Origin of the sequence: Streptomyces sp. NPDC029041 (assembly GCF_040637515.1) — a bacterium.
Taxonomy (GTDB): domain Bacteria; phylum Actinomycetota; class Actinomycetes; order Streptomycetales; family Streptomycetaceae; genus Streptomyces.
This window is the reverse complement of sequence record NZ_JBEZWO010000010.1, coordinates 25,900-45,735: the sequence shown is the minus strand read 5'-3', so window position 1 is coordinate 45,735 and position 19,836 is coordinate 25,900. Positions and strand designations below refer to the sequence as shown.

The following is a 19,836-nucleotide window of genomic DNA, read 5'->3' as shown; positions in this document are numbered from 1 at the left end:
CTGTCACAGCCCCCATGCCGATGCGGGCACGAGGCACCCGGCATGGCACCCTTAGACCTGCGCACGAGGCAACGACGGAAAAACCGACCGGACACGGGTTCGACGAGTTTTCGACAAGGAGCAGGCACAGTGCAGCGCTGGCGTGGCTTGGAGGACATCCCCCAGGACTGGGGGCGCAGCGTCGTCACCATCGGCTCCTACGACGGAGTGCACCGCGGTCACCAGCTGATCATCCGGCATGCCGTGGACCGCGCCCGGGAACTGGGCGTGCCCGCCGTCGTCGTGACCTTCGACCCGCACCCCAGCGAGGTCGTCCGCCCGGGCAGTCACCCGCCGCTGCTCGCCCCGCACCACCGCCGCGCCGAACTCATGGCGGACCTGGGCGTGGACGCGGTGCTCATCCTCCCCTTCACGACCGAGTTCTCGAAGCTGTCCCCGGCCGACTTCGTCGTCAAGGTCCTGGTCGACAAGCTGCACGCCAAGGCCGTCGTCGAGGGCCCCAACTTCCGCTTCGGCCACAAGGCCGCCGGGAACGTGGAGTTCCTGTCCACGCAGGGCAAGACCTACGACTTCGAGGTCGAGGTCGTCGACCTGTACGTGACGGGGGAGGCGGGCGGCGGGGAGCCGTTCTCCTCGACGCTGACGCGGCGGCTGGTCGCCGAGGGCGACGTCCGGGGCGCGGCGGAGATCCTGGGGCGTCCGCACCGGGTGGAGGGCGTCGTCGTCCGGGGCGCGCAGCGCGGGCGCGAACTGGGCTTCCCCACGGCCAACGTCGAGACGCTGCCGCACACCGCCATTCCGGCCGACGGGGTGTACGCCGGCTGGCTGCACGCCCAGGGCGAGGCGATGCCGGCGGCGATCTCCGTGGGGACGAATCCGCAGTTCGAGGGGACCGAGCGGACGGTGGAGGCGTACGCCATCGACCGGGTGGGGCTCGATCTGTACGGCTTGCATGTCGCGGTCGACTTCCTGGCGTTCGTGCGGGGGCAGGCGACGTTCGACACGTTGGATGCGCTGTTGGTTCAGATGGGGCAGGACGTCGAGAAGTGCAGGGAGTTGGTGGCGGCCGAGGGGGCTGCCTAGTCTCCTAGCGGGCCGTCTGCGGGTGCGTTGTGGCTGGTCGCGCAGTTCCCCGCGCCCCTGAGGGGCGAAGACGAAACCGCCCAGTGACAAGCGACCTGCGAGTCACCGCCCCCGCTGAGCACCTCCAAGTCCTGGTGTCTGCACGCGTCCGCCACGCCCGCCCGCTCCGCCTCGCCGCCCGCCAGGATCTGGCATCGCACGTGGAAGCGGCACCCCGACGGGATGCGCGAGGGGTCCGGGGGCTCGCCCGTGAGGACCACCGGGGTGCCCGGAGCCTCCGGGAGGACGGACAGAAGCGCCTGCGTGTAGGGGTGCCGGGGCGCTGTCAGGACCTGCTCCACCGCTCCCGTCTCCACGATCCGGCCCAGGTACATCACGGCGACCCGGTCGGCGATGTTCCACGCCAGGCCCAGGTCGTGCGTGACGACCAGGGCGGACAGACCCAGCTCGGTGCGCAGTCGCAGCAACAGGGCGAGGATCTCCCCGCGTACCGAGGCGTCGAGGGAGGCCACCGGCTCGTCGGCGACGAGAAGTTCGGGCGCCAGGACCAGCGCGCCCGCGATGACCACCCGCTGGCGCTGCCCGCCGGACAGTTCGTGCGGATAGCGCAGGAAGAAGCGCTCCGGGGGACGCAGCCCGGCCCGGGACAGGGCCTCGGCGACCGCGGTGCGTTCGTCGCCCCCGTGGCCGTGGATGCGCAGCCCCTCGGCGACCGCGTCGTACACCGTGTGACGGGGGTTGAGGGAGCCGCTCGGGTCCTGCAGGACCAGCTGGACGCGTTTGCGGTAGGCCTTCAGGGACCGGCCGGAGTACTGAAGCGGGCGGCCGTCGAAGGTGACCCGGCCCGCCGTCGGGGCGACCAGGCCGAGCAGACTGCGCGCCAGGGTCGTCTTGCCGCATCCGGACTCACCGACCAGCGCGACGATCTCGCCGGGGCGGATGTCGAGGTCGACGCCGTCCACCGCCCGGGCCCGCGGGCCGCCGTGCCGTCCGGGGAAGGTGACATGGAGGCCCCGGGCGCTCAGCAGCGGGGCCGTGGTGACCTCGGGGGCCGTGGGGGACGTGGTCATGGCGTGCCGGGCCTCGCTTCCTCCAGGGCCCCCGGTGTCCCGGACGGCCGTTCACCACGGTCCCGCGCGTCCCGAACCGCCTCACGATCCTCCGCTCCCGGCGGCCCGGCCAGCACACACGCCGCCCGCCGCTCCGGCCCCGCGGCCCGCAGCACCGGGTCCTCCTCGGAACACGACTCCAGCGCCACCGGGCACCGGGGATGGAATGTGCAGCCGGACGGCAGCGCGGCCGGGTCGGGCGGGTCGCCCGCCAGCCCCTGTGGCGCGAACCGGGACGCCGGGTCGCCGATGCGCGGGAAGGCCGCCGACAGGGACCGGGCGTACGGGTGCCGGGCGTCCTCGTACACCTGCCGGGCGGGTCCCTCCTCGACCACCCGGCCCGCGTACATCACCGCCAGCCGGTCACAGGTGTCGGCGAGGACCGCCAGGTCGTGGCTGATCATGATCAGGCCGAGGTCCTGGTCCGCGACCAGCTGCTCGATGAGCCGCAGGATCTGGGCCTGGATCATCACGTCGAGCGCGGTCGTCGGCTCGTCGGCGATGATCAGCCGGGGGTCGCAGGCCAGCGCCATGGCGATCATGACGCGCTGGCGCTGGCCGCCGGACAGTTCGTGCGGGTAGGCGTCCGCGCGGGCGGCCGGCAGCCCGACCTGCTCCAGCAGCTCGCCGGTCTTCCTCCTCGCCCCGGCGGCGGTCGCCTTCCGGTGCAGCAGGATCGGCTCGGTGATCTGGTCGCCGATGCGGTGCACGGCGTTGAGGGAGTGCATCGCACCCTGGAAGACGACAGAGGCCCCGGCCCAGCGGACCGCCCGCACCCGGCCCCACTTCATGGTCAGCACGTCCTCGCCGTCGAGGAGCACCTCCCCGGTGATCCGGGCGCCCGCCGGCAGCAGCCGCAGCAGGGCCAGCGCCAGCGTGGACTTGCCGCAGCCGGACTCGCCGGCCAGGCCCAGCTTCCGGCCCGCCTCCAGGCGCAGATCCACCCCGCGCACGGCGGCCGCCCCGCCCGCGTACGTCACGGTCAGGTTCCTGACGTCGAGCAGACTCAACGCGACACCCCCAGCCTGGGGTTGAGGACGGACTCCACGGCCCGGCCGCAGAGCGTGAAGGCCAGCGCCACCACGGCGATGGCGATGCCCGGCGGCACCAGATACCACCAGTCCCCGGCACTGACCGCGCCCGCCTCCCGCGCGTCCTGGAGCAGCCCGCCCCACGACACGACCGTCGGATCGCCGAGGCCGAGGAAGGCGAGGGTCGCCTCGGCGAGGATGGCCGAGGAGATGATCAGGGTCGTCTGGGCCAGCACCAGCGGCATCACATTGGGCAGGACGTGCCGGGACATGATGTGCCAGTGGCCGCCGCCCAGCGCCCGCGCCCGCTCGATGTACGGCCGGGTCTCCACGGCGAGGGTCTGGGCGCGCACCAGCCGGGCCGTGGTCGGCCAGGTGGTCACGCCGATCGCCACGACGGTCGTGGTCAGCGAGCGGGACATCACGGTCGCCAGGGCGATGGCGAGCACGAGCGTCGGCATCACCAGGAACCAGTCGGTGATCCGCATCATCACCGTCGCGTACCAGCCCCTGAAGTGCCCGGCCGTCACCCCGATCAGGGTGCCGATCGCCACCGACAGCACGGCGGCGAGCAGCCCGACCAGCAGCGACACCCGCGAACCCCAGATGACCAGGCCCAGCAGGTCCCGGCCGAACTGGTCGGTGCCGAGCGGGAACCCGGCGCTCGGGCTCTGCATCGGACGCCCCGGCGCGTCGGTCACGCTGCTCACGTCGGAGCCGACGAACAGCGGCGCGAACAGCGCCAGCAGCGCGCACAGCGACAGCGCGGCCAGCCCGTAGAGCCCCGCCCGTTCGGAGCGGTACTGCCGCCAGAAGCGGGCGACGGACGCCCGGCGCCGCTGCCGGGCCAGGGCGCGTGGGCTCGAGGCCGGCCCGGTCGTCGTCGTCATCGGGCCACCCGGGGGTCCAGCAGCGGATAGACCAGGTCGGCGAGGGTGTTCATCAGGATCACCGCGGCGGCGAACACGAAGAACAAGCCCTGCACCAGCGGCAGATCGGGCACGCTCAGCGCCTGGTAGAACAGCCCGCCGAGCCCCGGCCAGGAGAAGACCGTCTCCACGAGGATCACGCCCGCCACCGTCCGGCCGAGGTTGATGAAGATCAGCGTCACGGTCGGCAGCAGCGCGTTCGGCACGGCGTGGCGACGGCGTACGAGGTCGTCGCGCAGCCCCTTGGCCCGCGCCGTCGTCAGATAGTCGCTGCCCATCTCGTCCAGCAGCGCCGACCGTGTGACCAGCAGCGTCTGCCCGTACTCCACGGCCACCAGCGTCACCACCGGCAGCACCAGATGGTGCGCCACGTCGAGGACGTATGCGAAGCCCTCCTCGCCCCCCGACTCCATGCCGCCGGTCGGGAACATGCCGGGCAGCGGGCCGATGCCCACCGACAGCACGATGATCAGCAGCAGCCCCAGCCAGAAGGACGGGATGGAGTACAGCGTCAAAGCGAGGCCCGTGTTGAGGCGGTCGCCCAGCCTGCCGTGCCGCCACGCCGAGCGCGTGCCGAGGAAGATGCCCAGCGCCGTGTAGAGGACGAACGCCGTGCCCGTGAGCAGCAGCGTGTTCGGCAGCGCCTCGGTGATCTTGTCGACGACCGGGGCGCGGAACTGGTACGACGTCCCGAAATCACCCGTGAGCGCCTTGCCGCAGTAGTCCGTGAACTGCCGCCACAACGGCAGGTCGAGACCGAACTCCCGGCGATAGGAAGCAAGTTGCTCCGCCGACACCTGACGGCCGCCCGTCATGGTCTTCACCGGGTCGCCGGGGATCAGGCGGAAGAGGAAGAAGCTGGTCACGAGGACGGCGAGCAGGGAAACGGCGGCACCGGCCAGCTTGCCCGCCAGATACCGCGGGTACGCGGAGCTCCCGCGCACCCGCGGCCCGGCCGCCGCCTGCTGCTTGTCCTCGACCAGCGCGGGGGTCGCGTCAGCGGTCATGAGTACCCGCTCGCCGCTTCACTCGCGTTCCTCGGCGGTGGCCCGTCGCCGCATCGCCGCGAAGGCGCCGAGCCCGCCGAGGATCAGGACACCCGCGACGATCCCGACCACGACCCCCGTCGACGAGGCGGTGTCGGAGGAGCCGCCGGAGTCCGCGGGGACCGCCGACCACCAGCTCCAGTAGCCGTCCTGGCCGTAGATGTTGCCCGCCTTCGCCGGCATGGTCGTGATCGACTTGATCTGGTCCGTCCGGAAGGCCTCGACCGCGTTCGGATACGCCATGACGTTCATGTACCCGAGGTCGTACAGGCGCGACTCCATCTGCTTGACGATGTCCGCCCGTTTGGCGGGGTCGTACTCGCTCAGCTGCCGGGCGTAGAGCTCGTCGTACTTCTTGTCACAGATGAAGTTGTCCGTCGCGCCGGTGTCCTTCGGGGTCGCCGGGAGCGCGCCGCACGTATGGATCGACAGGACGAAGTCCGGGTCGGGGTTGACCGACCAGCCGTCGAACGCCAGGTCGTACCTGCCGGCCAGCCACGGGTCGGTCACGTTGTCCAGGCAGTTGAGCCGCACCCCGATGCCGAGCTTGCCCCACCACTCCTGGAGGTACTTGCCGACCGCCTTGTCGTTCGGGTCGGTGGCGTGGCACAGCACGCGGTAGGTGATCGGCTTGCCGTCCTTGCCGACGCGCTTGCCGTCGCCGTTCTTCTTGTACCCCGCCCGGTCGAGCAGCCGGGCCGCCTCGGCCGGGTCGTACGCCAGCTTCCGGTCCGCGGAGGGCTTCCAGAAGTAATCCTGGAAGCGGGGCGGGATGTAACCCTCGCCCTCGACCGCGTGGCCCCGGAACACCTTGTCGATGATGGCCTCGCGGTCCACGGCCCGGAACAGCGCGTTGCGCACCCGCTGGTCCAGGAGGGAGGGGTGGCCGTCGCCGAACTTCTCGCCGTTCTTCGCCTTCGCGCCCGGGTTGGTGGCGAGGGCGTAGAAGCGGCGGCCGGGGGCGTCGTTGACCTGGATGTCGTCCGCGCCCTTCAACGACTCCGCCTGAGCGGGCGTCAGGGACGGGGACCCGGCGACGAAGGACACCTCGCCCTTGCGCAGCGCCGACACGGCCGCGTCCTGGTCCTTGTAGTAGCGAAAGACCAGCTCGTCGAACTTCGGCGACCCGCGCCAGAAGCTCTTGTTGGCCTTGAGCCGGACGTAGCTGTCGGCCTTGTACCCGCTCAGCACGAACGGCCCGTTCCCCACCACGGGGAAACTCGTGTCGTTGTTGAACTCGGAGAAGTCCGAGACCTTCTCCCACACGTGCTTCGGCACGATCGGCACGTCCAGCGCGGCCATCGTGGCCTGCGGCTTCTTCAGCTCGATGACCAGCTCGGTGGGGTTCGGGGCCGTCACCCTCCTGAAGTTCCCCACGTAGCTGCCGTTCGCCGTGGCCGCGCCGGAGTCGGTCATCATCTTGTTGAACGTCCACGCCGCGTCCTCGGCGGTGGCCTGCTCGCCGTCCGACCACGTGGAATTGGAGCGGATCGTGTACGTCCAGGTCAGCTTGTCCGCCGACGGCTCCCACTTGGTGGCCAGGCCCGCGATGGCCCGGTTGTCCTTGGGGTCGTAGTTCGTCAGGTACTCGTACATGAGCCGGTGGATGCTCGTACTGAGCAGCCGGACGGCCAGGAACGGGCTGAGCGAGTCCACGCTCTGCGCCACGGCGACGGTCAGCACCTTCTTGCCGTCGTCGGCCGCCCGGGCCTGCTGGGGCGCCGGGGCGAGCGGGGTCGCGAGACCGGCGGTGAGGGTGAGCGCCGCCGCCCCGGCCAGGGCGACGAGCCGGAGGCCGTGCGGGAGGCTGCGTTTCTGATCGTTCGTGCCCATGGTCGGACCTCGCGTCATCGCTCGGACGGGAAGGACGGGTTGATCAGCTGTCAGATGCGTGATGTGTGTGTACCAGCGGCCCATCCACCCGTCAACGCCGCATTCACCCCTTGTGGCCTGCGGAAATAACGAATTGGCGAGCTTTCCGCACCCATTGGTCGAGACCACTGACGCGCCCCTGGCCAGGGCCTGGCAACGGAATTCGCCCCTGAACGCGCCGAGGCCCGCGCCGGGTCGAAGCGGCGCGGGCCCGAAGGGGATCGGCCCCTGAGAAGGGGCCGATCGGGTGAGGCGATTACTGCGTCGGAGGCGGGGGCGGCGGGGTCTGCCCGTCCGGCTGGGCCGGGTACCCCGGCTGCCCCGGCTGGCCGGGCTGGGGGTAGCCGTAACCCGGCTGCCCGGACTGGGGATAGCCGTAACCCGGCTGCGGGGGAGTGGCCGGGGGCTGACCGGGCTGGGGGTACGGCTGGCCGGGGTGGACCGCCGGCTGCCCCGGCTGCTGCGCCGGCTGTCCCGGCTGACCGGACTGGCCGGGCTGCGGGTAAGGCGGCTGTCCGGCGGCCTGCGGGTACGGCTGACCGGGCTGGGCCGGGGGCTGGCCCGGCTGGGCATAGGGCTGCCCCGGCTGCGGGTACGGCTGTCCCGGCTGCGGGTACGGCTGACCGGGCTGGGCGTACGGCTGCCCGGGCTGCGGCTGCGGCTGCGGCGTCGGCTGCTGCGGGTACTGGCCCGGCTGGCCGGGAGCAGGCTGTTGCTGGCCGGGAACGGGCTGCTGGCCGGGAGCAGGCTGTTGGCCGGGAACGGGCTGCTGCTGTCCGGGATACGGAGACTGACCGGGCTGGGCGTAGGGCTGACCCGCCCCGGCCTGGCCCGGCATCGGCGGGGCCGCGACCGGCGGCGGATTGCCGTCGGAGGTCCACAGCCCGTGCGACTGCTGGTGCCGGACGAAGTCCTCGGCGACCATCGCCGCCAGGTTGAAGTACGCCTCCCGCACCTTCGGCCGCATCATGTCGAGGTCGACCTCGGCACCGGCGGCGAGATGCTCGTCGAAGGGCACGACGACGACACCCCGGCAGCGCGTCTCGAAGTGCGTCACGATGTCCTCGACCTTGATCATCTTGCCGGTCTCGCGGACCCCGGAGATGACGGTGATGGACCGCGAGACCAGGTCGGCGTATCCGTGCGCGGACAGCCAGTCCAGCGTCGTGCTCGCACTGCTCGCACCGTCCACGGACGGCGTCGAGATGATGATGAGCTGGTCGGCGAGGTCCAGCACACCGCGCATGGCGCTGTACAGCAGACCGGTACCGGAGTCGGTGAGGATCACCGGGTACTGCTTGCCCAGCACGTCGATCGCGCGCCGGTAGTCCTCGTCGTTGAACGTCGTGGACACGGCCGGGTCGACGTCGTTGGCGATGATCTCCAGGCCGGAGGGCGCCTGGGACGTGAACCGCCGGATGTCCATGTATGAGTTGAGGTACGGGATCGCCTGGACCAGGTCACGGATGGTGGCCCCGGTCTCGCGCCGCACGCGGCGTCCGAGGGTGCCCGCGTCCGGGTTGGCGTCGATCGCGAGGATCTTGTCCTGCCGCTCGGTGGCGAGGGTGGAGCCGAGCGCGGTGGTCGTGGTCGTCTTGCCGACACCGCCCTTGAGGCTGATGACCGCGATCCGGTAGCAGGACAGCACGGGCGTGCGGATCAGGTCGAGCTTGCGCTGCCGCTCGGCCTCCTCCTTCTTGCCGCCGATCTTGAACCGACCGCCACCGGCCGCCGGACGGCTGCTCTTCGCCTTCTGCTTCTTGCTGTTGAGCAGCCGGTCGGACGACAGTTCCACGGCAGCGGTGTAACCGAGCGGCGCGACCCCGGGGTTGGTCGGCTGCCGCTGGTCGTGCTGCATGGGCTGCGGCCAGGCGGCGCCGGTACGGGGGTCGACGGGCTGCTGCGGTTGCTGCCCCGGCTGCGGCTGCCCCGAGGGGCCGGGCTGCGGGGCCTGGCCCTCGGGGTGGGGCTGGGCCTGCGGCGGGATGTGAGGCTGCGGCTGGACCTGCTGGTGCGGCGGCTGGGCGCCGGGGTGCGGGAAACCGTATCCGCCTTGCGGGGTGGGCGGGGTGCCCTGCTGCGGGAAGCCGTAGCCGCCCTGTGCATCCGGCATGGCGGCCGGCGCGCCCTGGGGCTGCTGAACCGGAGGCTGCTGGTCGTCCGGGGCCGGAGCGCCCGGCTGCGGGAAGCCGTAGCCGCTTTGCGGGGTGGGCGGGGCGGTGGGCGGGGTGCCCTGGTGCGGGAAGCCGTAGCCGCCCTGAGCGTCCGGCGCGGCGGCCGGCGCGCCCTGGGGCTGCTGAACTGGAGGCTGCTGGGCGTTCGGGGCCGGAGCGCCCGGCTGCGGGAAGCCGTAGCCGCCCTGGGGGCCGGGTGCGGCCGGGGCGGGTGCGCCCTGGTGCGGGAAGCCGTAGCCGGTGGGCTGCGGTGTCGGCTGCGCCGGTGGCGTCGGCGCGGCAGGCTGGTTCCAGGCCGCGGGCGCGGGCTGCGGCGCCTGCGGCTGGAACGGCGGCTGCTGTACCGGCGGCTGCTGTACCGGCACGGAGGGCTGCGGAGGCACCGGGGGCTGTCCCTGTGCGGCCGTCGGCTGCGGCTGAGCGTGCGTGTTCGGGTCCGAGGGCTGCGCCTGCGGCTGCTGCTGCGGCGGCTGGGCGGGCCACTCGCTCGCCGGGGCCGGAGCGGCCGGCTGGTACGACGGCGGCAGCGGCGGCACGCCCGGCGGGGGCGGGGGAGTGAAGTCGGACGGCGTGGTGGGCGGGGCATCGGGGGAGGCCGGGACGGCCGGTACGGCGTCCTCCTGCTCACTCTGCGCGGACGCGCGGTCGGCGGGAGGCGCTTCGGCCGGCTCGGCAGCGGGCGCCACCGAGTCCTCACCCTCGTGCTCGGCCCCGGCCGGTACGGCGTGCACAGGCTCGTCGGAGCCGGGCACCGCGTGCTCGGGCTGAACGTCCTCAGACTGTGCTTCCTCGGGCTGTGCGTCCTCGGGCTGCGCGTCCTCGATCCGTGCCTGCTCGGATTCAGGCTCGTCGGCCTCGGCGTCCGATGACTTCGCGTCCTCCGGCCCGGCGTCATGGGCCTCGGTGCCCTCGGTCTCAGCGCCCTCGGGTGTTGCAACCTGCGGCTCGATGGCCTCGGGTGCCACATCCTCCGCTTCGGGCCGCGTGTTCTCCGACTCGGCCTCATCGAGGGGCGGCACATCGGCGAAGGAGTCCGCGTCGAGCGCGTAGTCCGAAGCCGCAGCGGAGTCGTCACCCTCCACGCCAGGGGTGCCGTCCTCCGCGTCCTCGGTACGGACACCGCCACCGGCCTCGTCGGCGTCCTTCGCTTCGGTGACCTCGGTGACCTCGGTGACTTCGGGCGCCTGGGGCGTGGAAGCCACCTCCGCAGCGGCACGCTCCTCCATCTCCCGCTTCAAGGCGACGGCGGAGAAGCGCATGGTGGCACCGCTCTCCAGATCGCCGCTCTCCGGTTCCGCGGCATCACCGGAAGCCGCCACGGCCGAAGCCTCGGCAGTGGCCGGAGCCGCCGGAGGGACAGGCGGAGTCGCCGGGGCGGCAGGCGGAGTCGCCGGACTCTCGGGAACGGCCGGGGCCTGCGGCGGAGCCGGCGGCGTCCACTGCGACTGGTACCCACCGACGGGGATGTGCGGCATGGCCGTAGGAGAGGCCGCATCCCCCGCGGGCGCCTCGGGCTGCCCCGGAGACTGGTCCCCGCGCGGCGCCCCATGCGGCTCGAACCCGCTCCCCATCGGAAGCCTGGGCACGCCCGAAGGACCCCCCGAAGAGGGCGCGGACGGCGCAGGCGGCGCGAAGGGCGCACCCGGCGCGGGCGCGGGCGGCGTGAACGGGGCGCCCGGAGCGGGAGCCGGAGCGGGAGGAGTGAAGGGCGCCCCGGGCGCCGGAGTCGGTGCGGAGGCCTGTCCCGGCAGGGACGTCGGAAGGGACGAAGGCCCGCCGTCAGGATTGGCATGGGCCGGTCGGGTCAGCCCGGGCAGCGGCGGCACGGGCCCCTTCGGCACGGCCGGACCCCCAGGCGCCCCGGCGGCTCCGGCGCCACCGGGCACGCCGGTGGAGCTGTTCGCCCCGGAGCCCCCTGGCGCACCGGAAGCCCCCGGCCCGGAACCGGGAGCCCCGGAAGCACTGGAGTCCTCGGACGCCCCTTGCCCCGAGGACGAATTCCCCGAGGCGTTCTGCGTGTACCAGGCGGGCGGGGCGTAGTCGATGGTGAACTCGCCCGTCATCTCCGCTGCGGACTCCGCGTCGGGCTGGTCATCGCCGGGTGTCGCCCAGCCCCCGCGGATCCCGTCCCGATCGCTGCTCACAGTGTTCCTCCTGGTGTGGTCGAGCACCCTCATGCCGTGCTGGGGCGACCCTTGCTTGTCGTCCGGCGTCGTGCGACGTCGTTTGAGGCTTTCGAGGGGTCGTCCGAGGTCGTCCGCTCCACAGGCTCCCCCGCCTCCCCCTGGGGCGCCGACGCCTACTCCACGGGGTCTGACGTCGAGCCCTGTCCCAGCCTAATCACCACACGCCCCGACCCGGCAGGCCCGTCTGCCCCTCCACAGCAACGCTGGACCTCGAAAATTAGTCAAATATGGCGTAATTGCTGACGCAACAGCTGACAAACCGGGTGCTGCGAGCGGTTTCGCTACGAGGCCCGTCAGTCCATCCGACGTGGCGTACCCAACAGCCCGGTCTCCGCATCAGTGGGCTGTGTCATCACGTACTGCCGATCGCGGTCGGTACACCACAGGGTGAGACCGTCGGAGAGCCCCGGCAGGGAGTCCATCTCGGTCCGGGTGAGCGCCATCGTGCGGCCCAGTTCCGTGGCCTCGTCGGGCGACACCCTCTGAATCCCGACCAGCCGCGCCTGCCGCACGAGCCGCGGAGCGACCGGGCTGACGTACGGCAACAGGGTCAGCACCGACTGCCAGGGGCCGGAGACCACGCGACCGCGAGGTGGCCGCATCCCGCAGTCCCGCACCACCAGCACCGGCGTACCGGCCGAGGCACCCAGCGGCGGCACGCGCCCGACGTCGTACACGGACATCCCGTTCTGACCGCCCCCCATGGCGTGCACCATCGGCATCCAGGCTTGCCCCCGCGCCGTCTCCACGGCGACCCGAGTCCCCGTCGCCGCCGCCCTGAGCGCGACGACCTGCACGGTCCACAGCCCGCCGATGAGCACGACGTCGTACGGCAGCGGCCGATTGAGCCCCAGTACCGCGGGCCGGTTCTCCGCGTCCACGCCGATGACGACGCCGTCGTCGGCCACGGGAAGGGCGAGAGTGCCCAGTTGGTCGACGGTCAGGAAGTGCCGCGGGTGTCTCGGGCCGATCAACCCGAAGCCGCGGCGCAGCAGTTCACGCGCCCGCTCGGGGGCAGAGGTCTGCGGCTCGCCCCGTCCGGTGGCCGCCGCCTGTCCTACGCGCGGGGTTGTCGCGGTCACCGGGCACCTCCGAGGGGCAGCGTGGCGAGCATGCCGGGCACCTGTTCCCGGTCGAGCCGGGCGAGCCCCATGCCCGTGTGCCGGGCCGCAGCCTGCACCGCGCGCCGGGCGGCGACGAGTTCGTCGTCGCTGCGCCCGGTCACCCGAAGGTGCCCGCAGACGGACACCTCCTTGCGCTCCCCCCGCCTGAGCGTGAGGCTGAAGGTGGTGGCGAGGGACGGGACGGCCGTGACCAGGGCGACCAGCTGCGGCAGCGACGGCGCCCTCTCCCCGCCCAGCGCGGGCCACCGACGGATCCAGTAGGTGGTGTGTCTGCGGTTGTCGCAGCGCCAGTTGCGGCCCGACTCCTCGGTCCGCCGCTCCCGCGTGTCCGTCCGCCCGGCCTCCGCGGTCACCAGCGGGTTGGCGCAGGCCGACGTGGCGATGGCGGAGGTCAGCTGCTCCTCGTCGAGGAGGGTCGCCCGGAATCCGGATCCGGTGAGTCGGCTCGCGAGATGATCGGCGACACGCACGACGCACTTCTGCGCTCCGACCAGCCCGCCCCCGCGCGCGGCCACTGCTTCCGGGCACAGTTCCGGGTCGAGCTTCAACGCGATCCACGTGATGCGTACGGCCGGCGCACCCGTCTGCTCCTGCAGGGGCGCATAGTTGGCGACGGCCACGGACTGCCGGGGCAGATGGATCGCGGGCGCGGGCTGGGTGTGGAGCACGACCTGCGCCGACTCCAGCCGGATGCCGTCCACCTCCAGGGCGTCGTGCACCAAAGAGAGCGGCAACGGCTGTGTGTTCCGCTCGGCCCGCAGCGCCGTGGCGTCGGCCTCGACATGCAGAACCGCGGTGACGAACGTACCGTCGCCGACGATTCCGACTGGTCGGCGGTCACGGCCGGTGTACGTGTACGTCCGTAGGCTCGGGTCGCACTCCACGGCCGGCGCCAGCCCTGGCTCCGTGCCCTCCGGTACCGGCGTACTCGCGGCCCGCCGCTGCCGTGCACGCAACGCCTGCGCCGTGGCCAACCATTCGGGCAGGGAACGCCCACGGCGACGGAGGAAGGAGAACAGCACCAGACAGCCGGCGAGGACGGCCGCAGGCACCACGGCCACGGGATCGATCACCCATCCGACGAGCAGGACGGCCGCCGCGACCTCGAACAGGACAAGGCGTTGCAACCGGAATGCCCCGAGCTGCCCCGAACGGACCCTGGAGTGGAGTGCTCCCGGCGAGGCCGGCCGTCGCGCCGGTCCCTGCCCGGACGCCGAAGCACCCCGTGTCCGCGATCGGTCACGGGACCGGGCGCGCGTTCCGGAAGCCATCACTCCATCCCCCCGTTCTGCTGACACCTCACTGGTGTTTCAGCACCGCACCGTGCCCTGAAGGCCCGGGCACCCTACCCGCTCCACAAGTCCCCGCGGATACCAGGCATAGTAGGGGGCCGCTCTGACACCGGGGCGGTCGGCCATGACACACCAGGCGAGCGCGGCACATCTGAACACGGGGAGAAACAAGCAGAGATGGCATCTCGGCGCGACCAGCTCAATGCCTACACCTTCGCGAAGCGCCGCATGCTCGCGGCCTTCCTTCAGTCGTCGCCCGACGGTTCGGAGGAGGGGGCGCCCCGGCCACTACGCGCGGTCATCCCCGGCGCCATCGTGGGTGTGGTCGTCATGGCCGTGTTCGGGGCATGGGGCATGTTCAAGCCCGCTGCCCCCAAGGGCTGGGACGAGCCCAACGCCAAGGTGATCGTCGCCAGCGACTCGACCACGCGCTACGTAGTCCTGAAGACCGGCAAACAGGTCCAGCTGCACCCGGTCCTCAACATGGCGTCCGCGAAGCTGCTCCTCAACGAGGGCCAGGGGGACGTGGTGACCGTCGCCGAGTCCGTCCTCGACAACGGCAAGATCCCGCACGGAGCCACCATCGGCATCCCGTACGCGCCCGACCGTCTCCCCTCGGCGTCCGAGGCGGGCGGTGAGAAGCGCTGGGCCGTCTGCGAACGCCCCAGCGCCGGCGGCGAGTCCATCCAGAAGGCGGCCCTGGTCCTCGCCTCCCGCGACTTGAAGGCGACCGAGGGCAAGGGCGAGAAACTGGCGGGCGGGCAACTGCTCTACGTCGTGGCCCCGGACGGGAAGCACTACGTGGTGGACGCGAGCGGACGCTCGTACGCCATCGACAAGAGCAACGAACTGCTGCTGCGCGCCGTCGTCGGCTCCGGACGCAAGCCGCAGAAGGTGTCCAGGGAGTGGCTGGAGACCTTGCACACCGGCGACCCGATCTCCTTCCCGAAGATCCCCGACCAGATCGGTATCGCGGCCGACGCCCCCGGCCAACTGGACGAGAAGACCGACAAGGTCGGCATGGTCCTCAAGGCGTCCGACCTCAACAGCGACCAGTACTACGTGGTGCTGCCCGGCCGTGTCGCCCCCATCTCGGCCTTCGTCGCGCAACTCCTGCTGTTCAGCCAAGACCTGGTCTCCCTCGGCCAGGCCGGTCAAGCCAAGGGCATGAGCCCCGGCGCGATCGTCCCCGGCAAGCCGTTCGGCACCGAGCACCGCTGGCCGGCCGAGGACCCCCAGCCCGTCAACGAAGGCTCCGGCACGGCAGGAAGCCGCAACACCGTCTGCAACGTCCTGCGCGGCGTCGACGCCGGCTCGGGGGCCACGACCCTGAGCACCTGGGCCGGCACGGACTTCCCGGCTAAGCTCCCCACCGGCTCCTCCAGCGCCTACGTCACGCCCGGCTCCGGCCAGCTCTACCGCCAGTTCCAGGGCAGGGAGACGAAGGCCGGCCCCGTCTTCCTCGTCACCGACACCGGCCTGCGCTACGTCCTGCAGTCCAACGCCGACAGCGGCGCGGACGACGCCGGCATCGGTACGACGGCCGAGGCCCGCCGGCAGGCCGAGCAGGAGGCCCGGCAAGCCCAGACCCGGCTCGGCTACAAGGACGTGGACCCGGCGCCGATCCCCGTCGCCTGGTCGGAGTTCCTGCCCACCGGCCCACGCCTGTCGACGACGGCGGCACGCCAGCCGCAGGGTTCCTGAGGAGGCCGGACGTGCCACACATGCCCTCCTTCGTCCGCAGGGCGACCGCGGTGGCGGCGGCGGCCCTGCTCACGACCGCCCCCGTCGCCCTCGCACCCCCCGCGTCTGCGGCCGACCTCCCGTACTCGGACCAGTGCGCGTTCCCCAACGGCAAGTACCCGGGCCGCCCCTGGTCCCTGCAGCGCGTCCTCCTGGACGAGCTGTGGAGCCAGTCCACGGGCAAGGGCATGCGGGTGGCGGTCATCGACACCGGCGTCGACGTGACGAACCCTCAACTCACCGACGCCGTGGACGTGAAGAGTGGCCGCAACTTCCTACCCGAGAACCTCGAGGACGATGACGGCAACCCGATCGAGCGGGGCAAGGAGAACGGCACCACGGACACGGTCGGCCACGGCACCACGGTCGCCGGCATCATCGCCGCCCGGCCCGCCAAGGGCACCGGCTTCGTGGGCCTGGCCCCCGATGCGACGATCATCCCGATCCAGCAGAACGACGCGGAGGGCAACGGCGACGTCGGCACCCTGACCAAGGCGATCCGCTACGCCGTCCAGGCCCGGGCCGACGTCATCAACATCTCCCAGGACACCACGAGGCCGATGACGTCGACGTCCGATCTCAAACTGGCGATCGACCAGGCTCTGAACAGGGGGATCGTCGTCGTGGCCTCGGCGGGCAACGACGGCCTCGGCGGCAACGTCAAGGAGACCTACCCGGCTTCCTACGAGGGCGTCCTCGCCGTCGGAGCCTCGGACCGCAACAACGAGCGTGCCGCCTTCTCCCAGTCCGGCGAGTTCGTCGGCGTCGCGGCCCCCGGTGTCGACATGATCTCCACCGTCCCCAAGGGCGGCCACTGCTCCGACAACGGTACGAGCTTCTCGGCACCGTACGTCGCCGGTCTCGCGGCGCTGATCAAGGCGAAACACCGCGACTGGACGGCCCGGCAGATCGTCGCCCAGATCGAACAGACCGCGGAGCGCACCACCGCGGGCCACGACCGCCTGGTCGGCTGGGGAGTGGTCGACCCGGTACGCGCCCTGACCGATGACGAGCACCCCATCGAGTCCCCCAGCCCCCAAGCGGGCCTCGGCAAACCGGAAGCCCCTACTCCGGCCAAGTTCCAGATCGGCGAAACCGCCGAGGAACGCAACGCCCGCCTGGCCACGTACGTGGCCGTGGGCGCGGTGGTCCTCGTCGCGGGGATGGGCGGCACGGCAGTGGCGCTGCGGGACGCGCGGCGCGGGCAGAGGCGACGGGGGGACGGCGGATCATGGACGCGCTGACCGAACTGAATGTCATCGGCCTCATCCTGTCCGCCGTGCTGCTGGCGATGGCCTGCGTCAAGGCGGACCGCGTCCGGGCCTGGCGCGCCGGCATCAACCCGTCGGCCGAAGAACTGCCCGACGCCGCCTTCGTAGCCGCCCGCGTCGTGTTCGTCGCTCTCGCCGGCGTCGGCATCTACCTGTGTGTGCAGGGCTTCCAGGTCTCCGATGACACGACGTGGGACGACGCCGAGTTCACGACTGCGGTGCAGGGGGCCACGGACGCCTTGGACGGCAGTTCCGGTTTCGGCGACATCTACGCCGAGGACGACGACACCGGCTGGATCGACGAATACGCGACAAAGATCGAGCAGAAGGTCGTCCAGTACGGCGGCGGCGATGCCCCGCAGTACGGCGTGACCGCGAGGCCCGCCGACTCGAACACGCCCTCCGAGGCGCGTTACACGGTCACCGGCGGCGGCTCGGCCTTCTGCATGCAGGTCACCCGCACCCGGTCGAAGGACGGGGACTATGAGCCTCCGGGAATCGGCGGAGGTGAGGGGACGGTGACAGTCCCCGCGTACGACTTCGCGGTGACGACGCGTGAGGGCGGGTGCTGACTCCGCGGCTCGGCCTGATCTTGTCCGCCTCGCAACTCGCATACCCAGAGAATCAGTTGGTCGTGTCTGACCCGCTGACTACAGTGGTCATCGAGTGTGCCGATCGGGTCATCACCTGTACACCGCTCAACGACTTCACCAACGGGGAACGGGGAGGAAAGGCATGCTGCCTGCGGAGGGTTTCAAAGTCGGCTTGGAGGCGCTGGGAACCTTCAAGAAGCGTGTCGACGCCGTGCTCTCCACATTCGAGGGTTCACCCGGCAGCCCTCAGAAGATCGCGGCGCACGCCCTCTCCGAGGCCTCCTTCAGCGGCTCGGGCGGCTTCGCCGAGGCCAAGGGCCTCCACAGCCAGTACGAGCGCGTCCACGAACGTCTGACCGCACTCTCCAAGAACCTCGGCCTTCAGATCGAGGCGATGCAGATCGCCGTCATGGGCGCGGGCGGAAACTTCAGCAACGTCGACGAGGAGGAGCGGCGGCGGTTCTGGGAGATCACGACTGACATCGGCCGTCAGCACGAGGAAGCGGAGCGGGAGAGGGCAGCGGCGGAGGCTGCGAAGCAGGGCGAGACCGCGCCAGAACGTTCCGATGACGACCAGGCAGGTGACCTGTACTGATGAGCGAAGAGCAGGAACGCCCGGTACCGCACCAGGCGGAGAGGGAACAGGCCGCGGCGCAGGTCAACGTCATCGACATGGTGAGTGGCGCGACAGGGGTGGCCCAACTCCTCCCCTTCGGCTGGAAGGTCCCCCGTGTCTTCGGCAAGACGAACTTCGAGGGCCACGCCCTGAACGCCATGATCGACATGGTCGAGTCCGCAAAACCGGAGGAGCTGGAACTCGCGGGCACTGCTCTGCTGAACGCCCAGACCGCCATCGAAGAGGCCGCCGAGGAACTCGAAGGCCACATCACCCGGGTCGACTGGGAAGGTGAGTCGGGCGAGGCCTTCCGCAAGTGGGGGGCCAATCTCGTCCTCCACGCCCGCAAGCTCGCAGCCTTCGCCGACGCCGCCGGCACCCAGATCACGGCAGCGGCCACGGGCCTCGCCTCCGTCCGCAGCGCCATGCCGCCCCGCGACACCCGAGAGGACCCCAAGGCGGTCGCGGACATTCCGACGCCCAAGCAAACCGAAAGCAACGCGGAGTACGCGGCTGCGGTCAAGGCCGAGAAGGACCGCCAAGAGGCGATCAACCAGATGAACCGGCTGGCGTCCTTCTACGCGGTATCGGAAGAGATCATGGCGGGACAGGAGCCGCCCACGTTCGAGCCTATGCCGGATGTGGGGGTGCCCAAGCCCGATCCGACGTATGGGAATTACAGGAACGTCGGAGAGCAAGGCATTGGAGGGCTAGGGGTCCCCCACCAGCCCGTGGCGGCCGGACATGACTCTTCGAGTACGGCGACCGGGCACGCGCATTCGGGAGAACCTACGCCGCCGCTCAAGCATGTGGACGCTCCGACCGCTTCCTCGGATGCGAACGTCGGCACGAAGATCGACAGCGTGGGCACCCTGCCGCCCCAGGAAGCCACGAGGCCGTCGACCAGTGTGGCGCCGACGATGACTGGTCCCATGGGCGGAAACGGAGGCACAGCCCCTCCCTATCCCTCCGGCACAGTTCCTCCCGCCTTCAGTAAGCCGGCCGGCCGTACCTCAACCTTCGGCGGAGCGAACGGCAACAGGGCCCCGATCTCGGCTCAAGGTCGTACAGGCACTCCAAGTGGGACCGTCGGCGGTCGCGGTGCCACAGGCCCGATGGGGCACGCCACCACCACAGGGCAGTCAGGTGCTCGGGGCGGCAACGCTTCCCCCATGGGCCGAGGCGTCTCCGGCGGAATGCCACGCACTGTCGGAGGGTCAACGAGCGACCGCGCGGGCAGTTCGAGTGCCACAGGTGCGGCGCACGGTAATGGAGTTGTCGGAGGAAGGCCCGTCACAGGTCCTCAAGGAACGACCGGTTCCAAGGTCCCGCGCGGTACGGTCGTGGGCGCCGGCGGCACCACCGGCTCCGGTGCGCCCGCCGGCCGCATCGGGCAGCGCGGAGTGATCGCGGCGCCGAACTCCACCCCTGGCGCTCGTCCGGGACGAACAGCGCGTCCAGCCGCGAGCAATGCCGACGGCGTCGTCGGTACACCCAAGGGGCGAGCTCCAGCAGGGAGAAGCGGTGGACCGGTCGGAGGCGGTACAGGCGCGCCGCACGGTCCGACGGGAAATCGACGAAACACGAGCCGCACGGATCGTGAGGGTGAGTCTCAACCGGAGACCCCGCGACGCAACACGCCACCAGTGACTGACTGATAAGAACGAGGATCTGCAGAGGCATGACAGGGACCAGCCAACGTGGCGGATTGACGGCGTTCTTCGCAGGACCTGCCGGAAGACGGGTGTCCACCGCGTGCGCGGCGTT

The 19,836-nt window shown here is 71.3% G+C and carries 14 protein-coding genes; 6 read left to right on the top strand and 8 right to left on the bottom strand.

All coding sequences use genetic code 11. The features are described from left to right. Positions 1 to 129 precede the first annotated feature (129 nt). Entirely contained in the window at positions 130 to 1,083 is a 954-nt protein-coding gene (locus tag AB0F04_RS25745; RefSeq protein ID WP_362044980.1) for a bifunctional riboflavin kinase/FAD synthetase, read from the top strand. Here AB0F04_RS25745 and AB0F04_RS25740 read toward each other — a convergent pair. From AB0F04_RS25740 to eccE, 8 genes are all read right to left on the bottom strand, one after another. After that, on the bottom strand, positions 1,080 to 2,153 hold the full coding sequence (locus tag AB0F04_RS25740; RefSeq protein ID WP_362044978.1) for an ABC transporter ATP-binding protein: 1,074 nt from the start codon (positions 2,151 to 2,153) through the stop codon (positions 1,080 to 1,082). The genes AB0F04_RS25745 and AB0F04_RS25740 overlap by 4 nt on opposite strands. Then, complete coding sequence (locus tag AB0F04_RS25735) at positions 2,150 to 3,202, bottom strand: ABC transporter ATP-binding protein (RefSeq protein WP_362044976.1); 1,053 nt, start codon at positions 3,200 to 3,202, stop codon at positions 2,150 to 2,152. The genes AB0F04_RS25740 and AB0F04_RS25735 overlap by 4 nt, the downstream gene beginning before the upstream one ends. Next, positions 3,199 to 4,113, bottom strand: a complete 915-nt coding sequence (locus AB0F04_RS25730) for an ABC transporter permease (RefSeq protein WP_362044974.1) — start codon at positions 4,111 to 4,113, stop codon at positions 3,199 to 3,201. Before AB0F04_RS25730 ends, AB0F04_RS25735 begins: the two co-directional genes overlap by 4 nt. Next, the gene (locus AB0F04_RS25725) at positions 4,110 to 5,159 is read right to left on the bottom strand and encodes an ABC transporter permease (RefSeq protein WP_362044972.1); all 1,050 of its coding nucleotides are present in this window, start codon (positions 5,157 to 5,159) and stop codon (positions 4,110 to 4,112) included. Before AB0F04_RS25725 ends, AB0F04_RS25730 begins: the two co-directional genes overlap by 4 nt. 18 nt (positions 5,160 to 5,177) lie before the next feature. Then, a complete protein-coding gene (locus AB0F04_RS25720; RefSeq protein WP_362044970.1) occupies positions 5,178 to 7,031 on the bottom strand; it encodes an ABC transporter substrate-binding protein in 1,854 nt (617 codons plus the stop codon). A 295-nt stretch (positions 7,032 to 7,326) separates the two neighbouring features. After that, positions 7,327 to 11,421 carry an SCO5717 family growth-regulating ATPase gene (locus AB0F04_RS25715; RefSeq protein ID WP_362044968.1) on the bottom strand — a complete coding sequence of 1,365 codons (4,095 nt, stop codon included), beginning with the start codon at positions 11,419 to 11,421 and terminating at the stop codon, positions 7,327 to 7,329. Positions 11,422 to 11,723: 302 nt separating this feature from the next. Then, the gene (locus tag AB0F04_RS25710; protein WP_362044966.1) at positions 11,724 to 12,512 is read right to left on the bottom strand and encodes a hypothetical protein; all 789 of its coding nucleotides are present in this window, start codon (positions 12,510 to 12,512) and stop codon (positions 11,724 to 11,726) included. Next, positions 12,509 to 13,825, bottom strand: coding sequence for a type VII secretion protein EccE (gene eccE / locus AB0F04_RS25705; protein ID WP_362044964.1), 1,317 nt, complete (start codon positions 13,823 to 13,825; stop codon positions 12,509 to 12,511). The genes AB0F04_RS25710 and eccE overlap by 4 nt, the downstream gene beginning before the upstream one ends. A gap of 198 nt (positions 13,826 to 14,023) precedes the next feature. On the opposite strand from eccE, the gene eccB reads away from it, so the two are divergent. From eccB to AB0F04_RS25680, 5 genes are all read left to right on the top strand, one after another. After that, on the top strand, positions 14,024 to 15,550 hold the full coding sequence (gene eccB, locus AB0F04_RS25700) for a type VII secretion protein EccB (RefSeq protein WP_362044962.1): 1,527 nt from the start codon (positions 14,024 to 14,026) through the stop codon (positions 15,548 to 15,550). Between the two features lie 20 nt (positions 15,551 to 15,570). Continuing rightward, positions 15,571 to 16,833: a type VII secretion-associated serine protease mycosin gene (mycP, locus tag AB0F04_RS25695; protein WP_362045510.1), complete on the top strand. Its 1,263-nt coding sequence runs from the start codon at positions 15,571 to 15,573 to the stop codon at positions 16,831 to 16,833. Continuing rightward, positions 16,821 to 17,432 (top strand): hypothetical protein, encoded by a 612-nt coding sequence (locus AB0F04_RS25690; protein ID WP_362044960.1) that lies wholly within the window; start codon positions 16,821 to 16,823, stop codon positions 17,430 to 17,432. The genes mycP and AB0F04_RS25690 overlap by 13 nt, the downstream gene beginning before the upstream one ends. A gap of 163 nt (positions 17,433 to 17,595) precedes the next feature. Further along, complete coding sequence (locus AB0F04_RS25685) at positions 17,596 to 18,048, top strand: hypothetical protein (protein ID WP_362044958.1); 453 nt, start codon at positions 17,596 to 17,598, stop codon at positions 18,046 to 18,048. Continuing rightward, entirely contained in the window at positions 18,048 to 19,727 is a 1,680-nt protein-coding gene (locus AB0F04_RS25680; RefSeq protein WP_362044956.1) for a hypothetical protein, read from the top strand. The genes AB0F04_RS25685 and AB0F04_RS25680 overlap by 1 nt, the downstream gene beginning before the upstream one ends. Positions 19,728 to 19,836: the final 109 nt, after the last annotated feature.

Bases quoted from the DNA above. Each gene is read 5' to 3' on its own strand.
- AB0F04_RS25740 (WP_362044978.1), bottom strand. From the start codon at position 2,153: ATGACCACGTCCCCCACGGCCCCCGAGGTCACCACGGCCCCGCTGCTG.
- AB0F04_RS25730 (WP_362044974.1), bottom strand. From the start codon at position 4,113: ATGACGACGACGACCGGGCCGGCCTCGAGCCCACGCGCCCTGGCCCGG.
- AB0F04_RS25725 (WP_362044972.1), bottom strand. From the start codon at position 5,159: ATGACCGCTGACGCGACCCCCGCGCTGGTCGAGGACAAGCAGCAGGCG.
- AB0F04_RS25720 (WP_362044970.1), bottom strand. From the start codon at position 7,031: ATGGGCACGAACGATCAGAAACGCAGCCTCCCGCACGGCCTCCGGCTC.
- AB0F04_RS25715 (WP_362044968.1), bottom strand. From the start codon at position 11,421: ATGAGGGTGCTCGACCACACCAGGAGGAACACTGTGAGCAGCGATCGG.
- eccE (WP_362044964.1), bottom strand. From the start codon at position 13,825: ATGGCTTCCGGAACGCGCGCCCGGTCCCGTGACCGATCGCGGACACGG.
- eccB (WP_362044962.1), top strand. From the start codon at position 14,024: ATGGCATCTCGGCGCGACCAGCTCAATGCCTACACCTTCGCGAAGCGC.
- mycP (WP_362045510.1), top strand. From the start codon at position 15,571: ATGCCCTCCTTCGTCCGCAGGGCGACCGCGGTGGCGGCGGCGGCCCTG.
- AB0F04_RS25690 (WP_362044960.1), top strand. From the start codon at position 16,821: ATGGACGCGCTGACCGAACTGAATGTCATCGGCCTCATCCTGTCCGCC.
- AB0F04_RS25685 (WP_362044958.1), top strand. From the start codon at position 17,596: ATGCTGCCTGCGGAGGGTTTCAAAGTCGGCTTGGAGGCGCTGGGAACC.
- AB0F04_RS25680 (WP_362044956.1), top strand. From the start codon at position 18,048: ATGAGCGAAGAGCAGGAACGCCCGGTACCGCACCAGGCGGAGAGGGAA.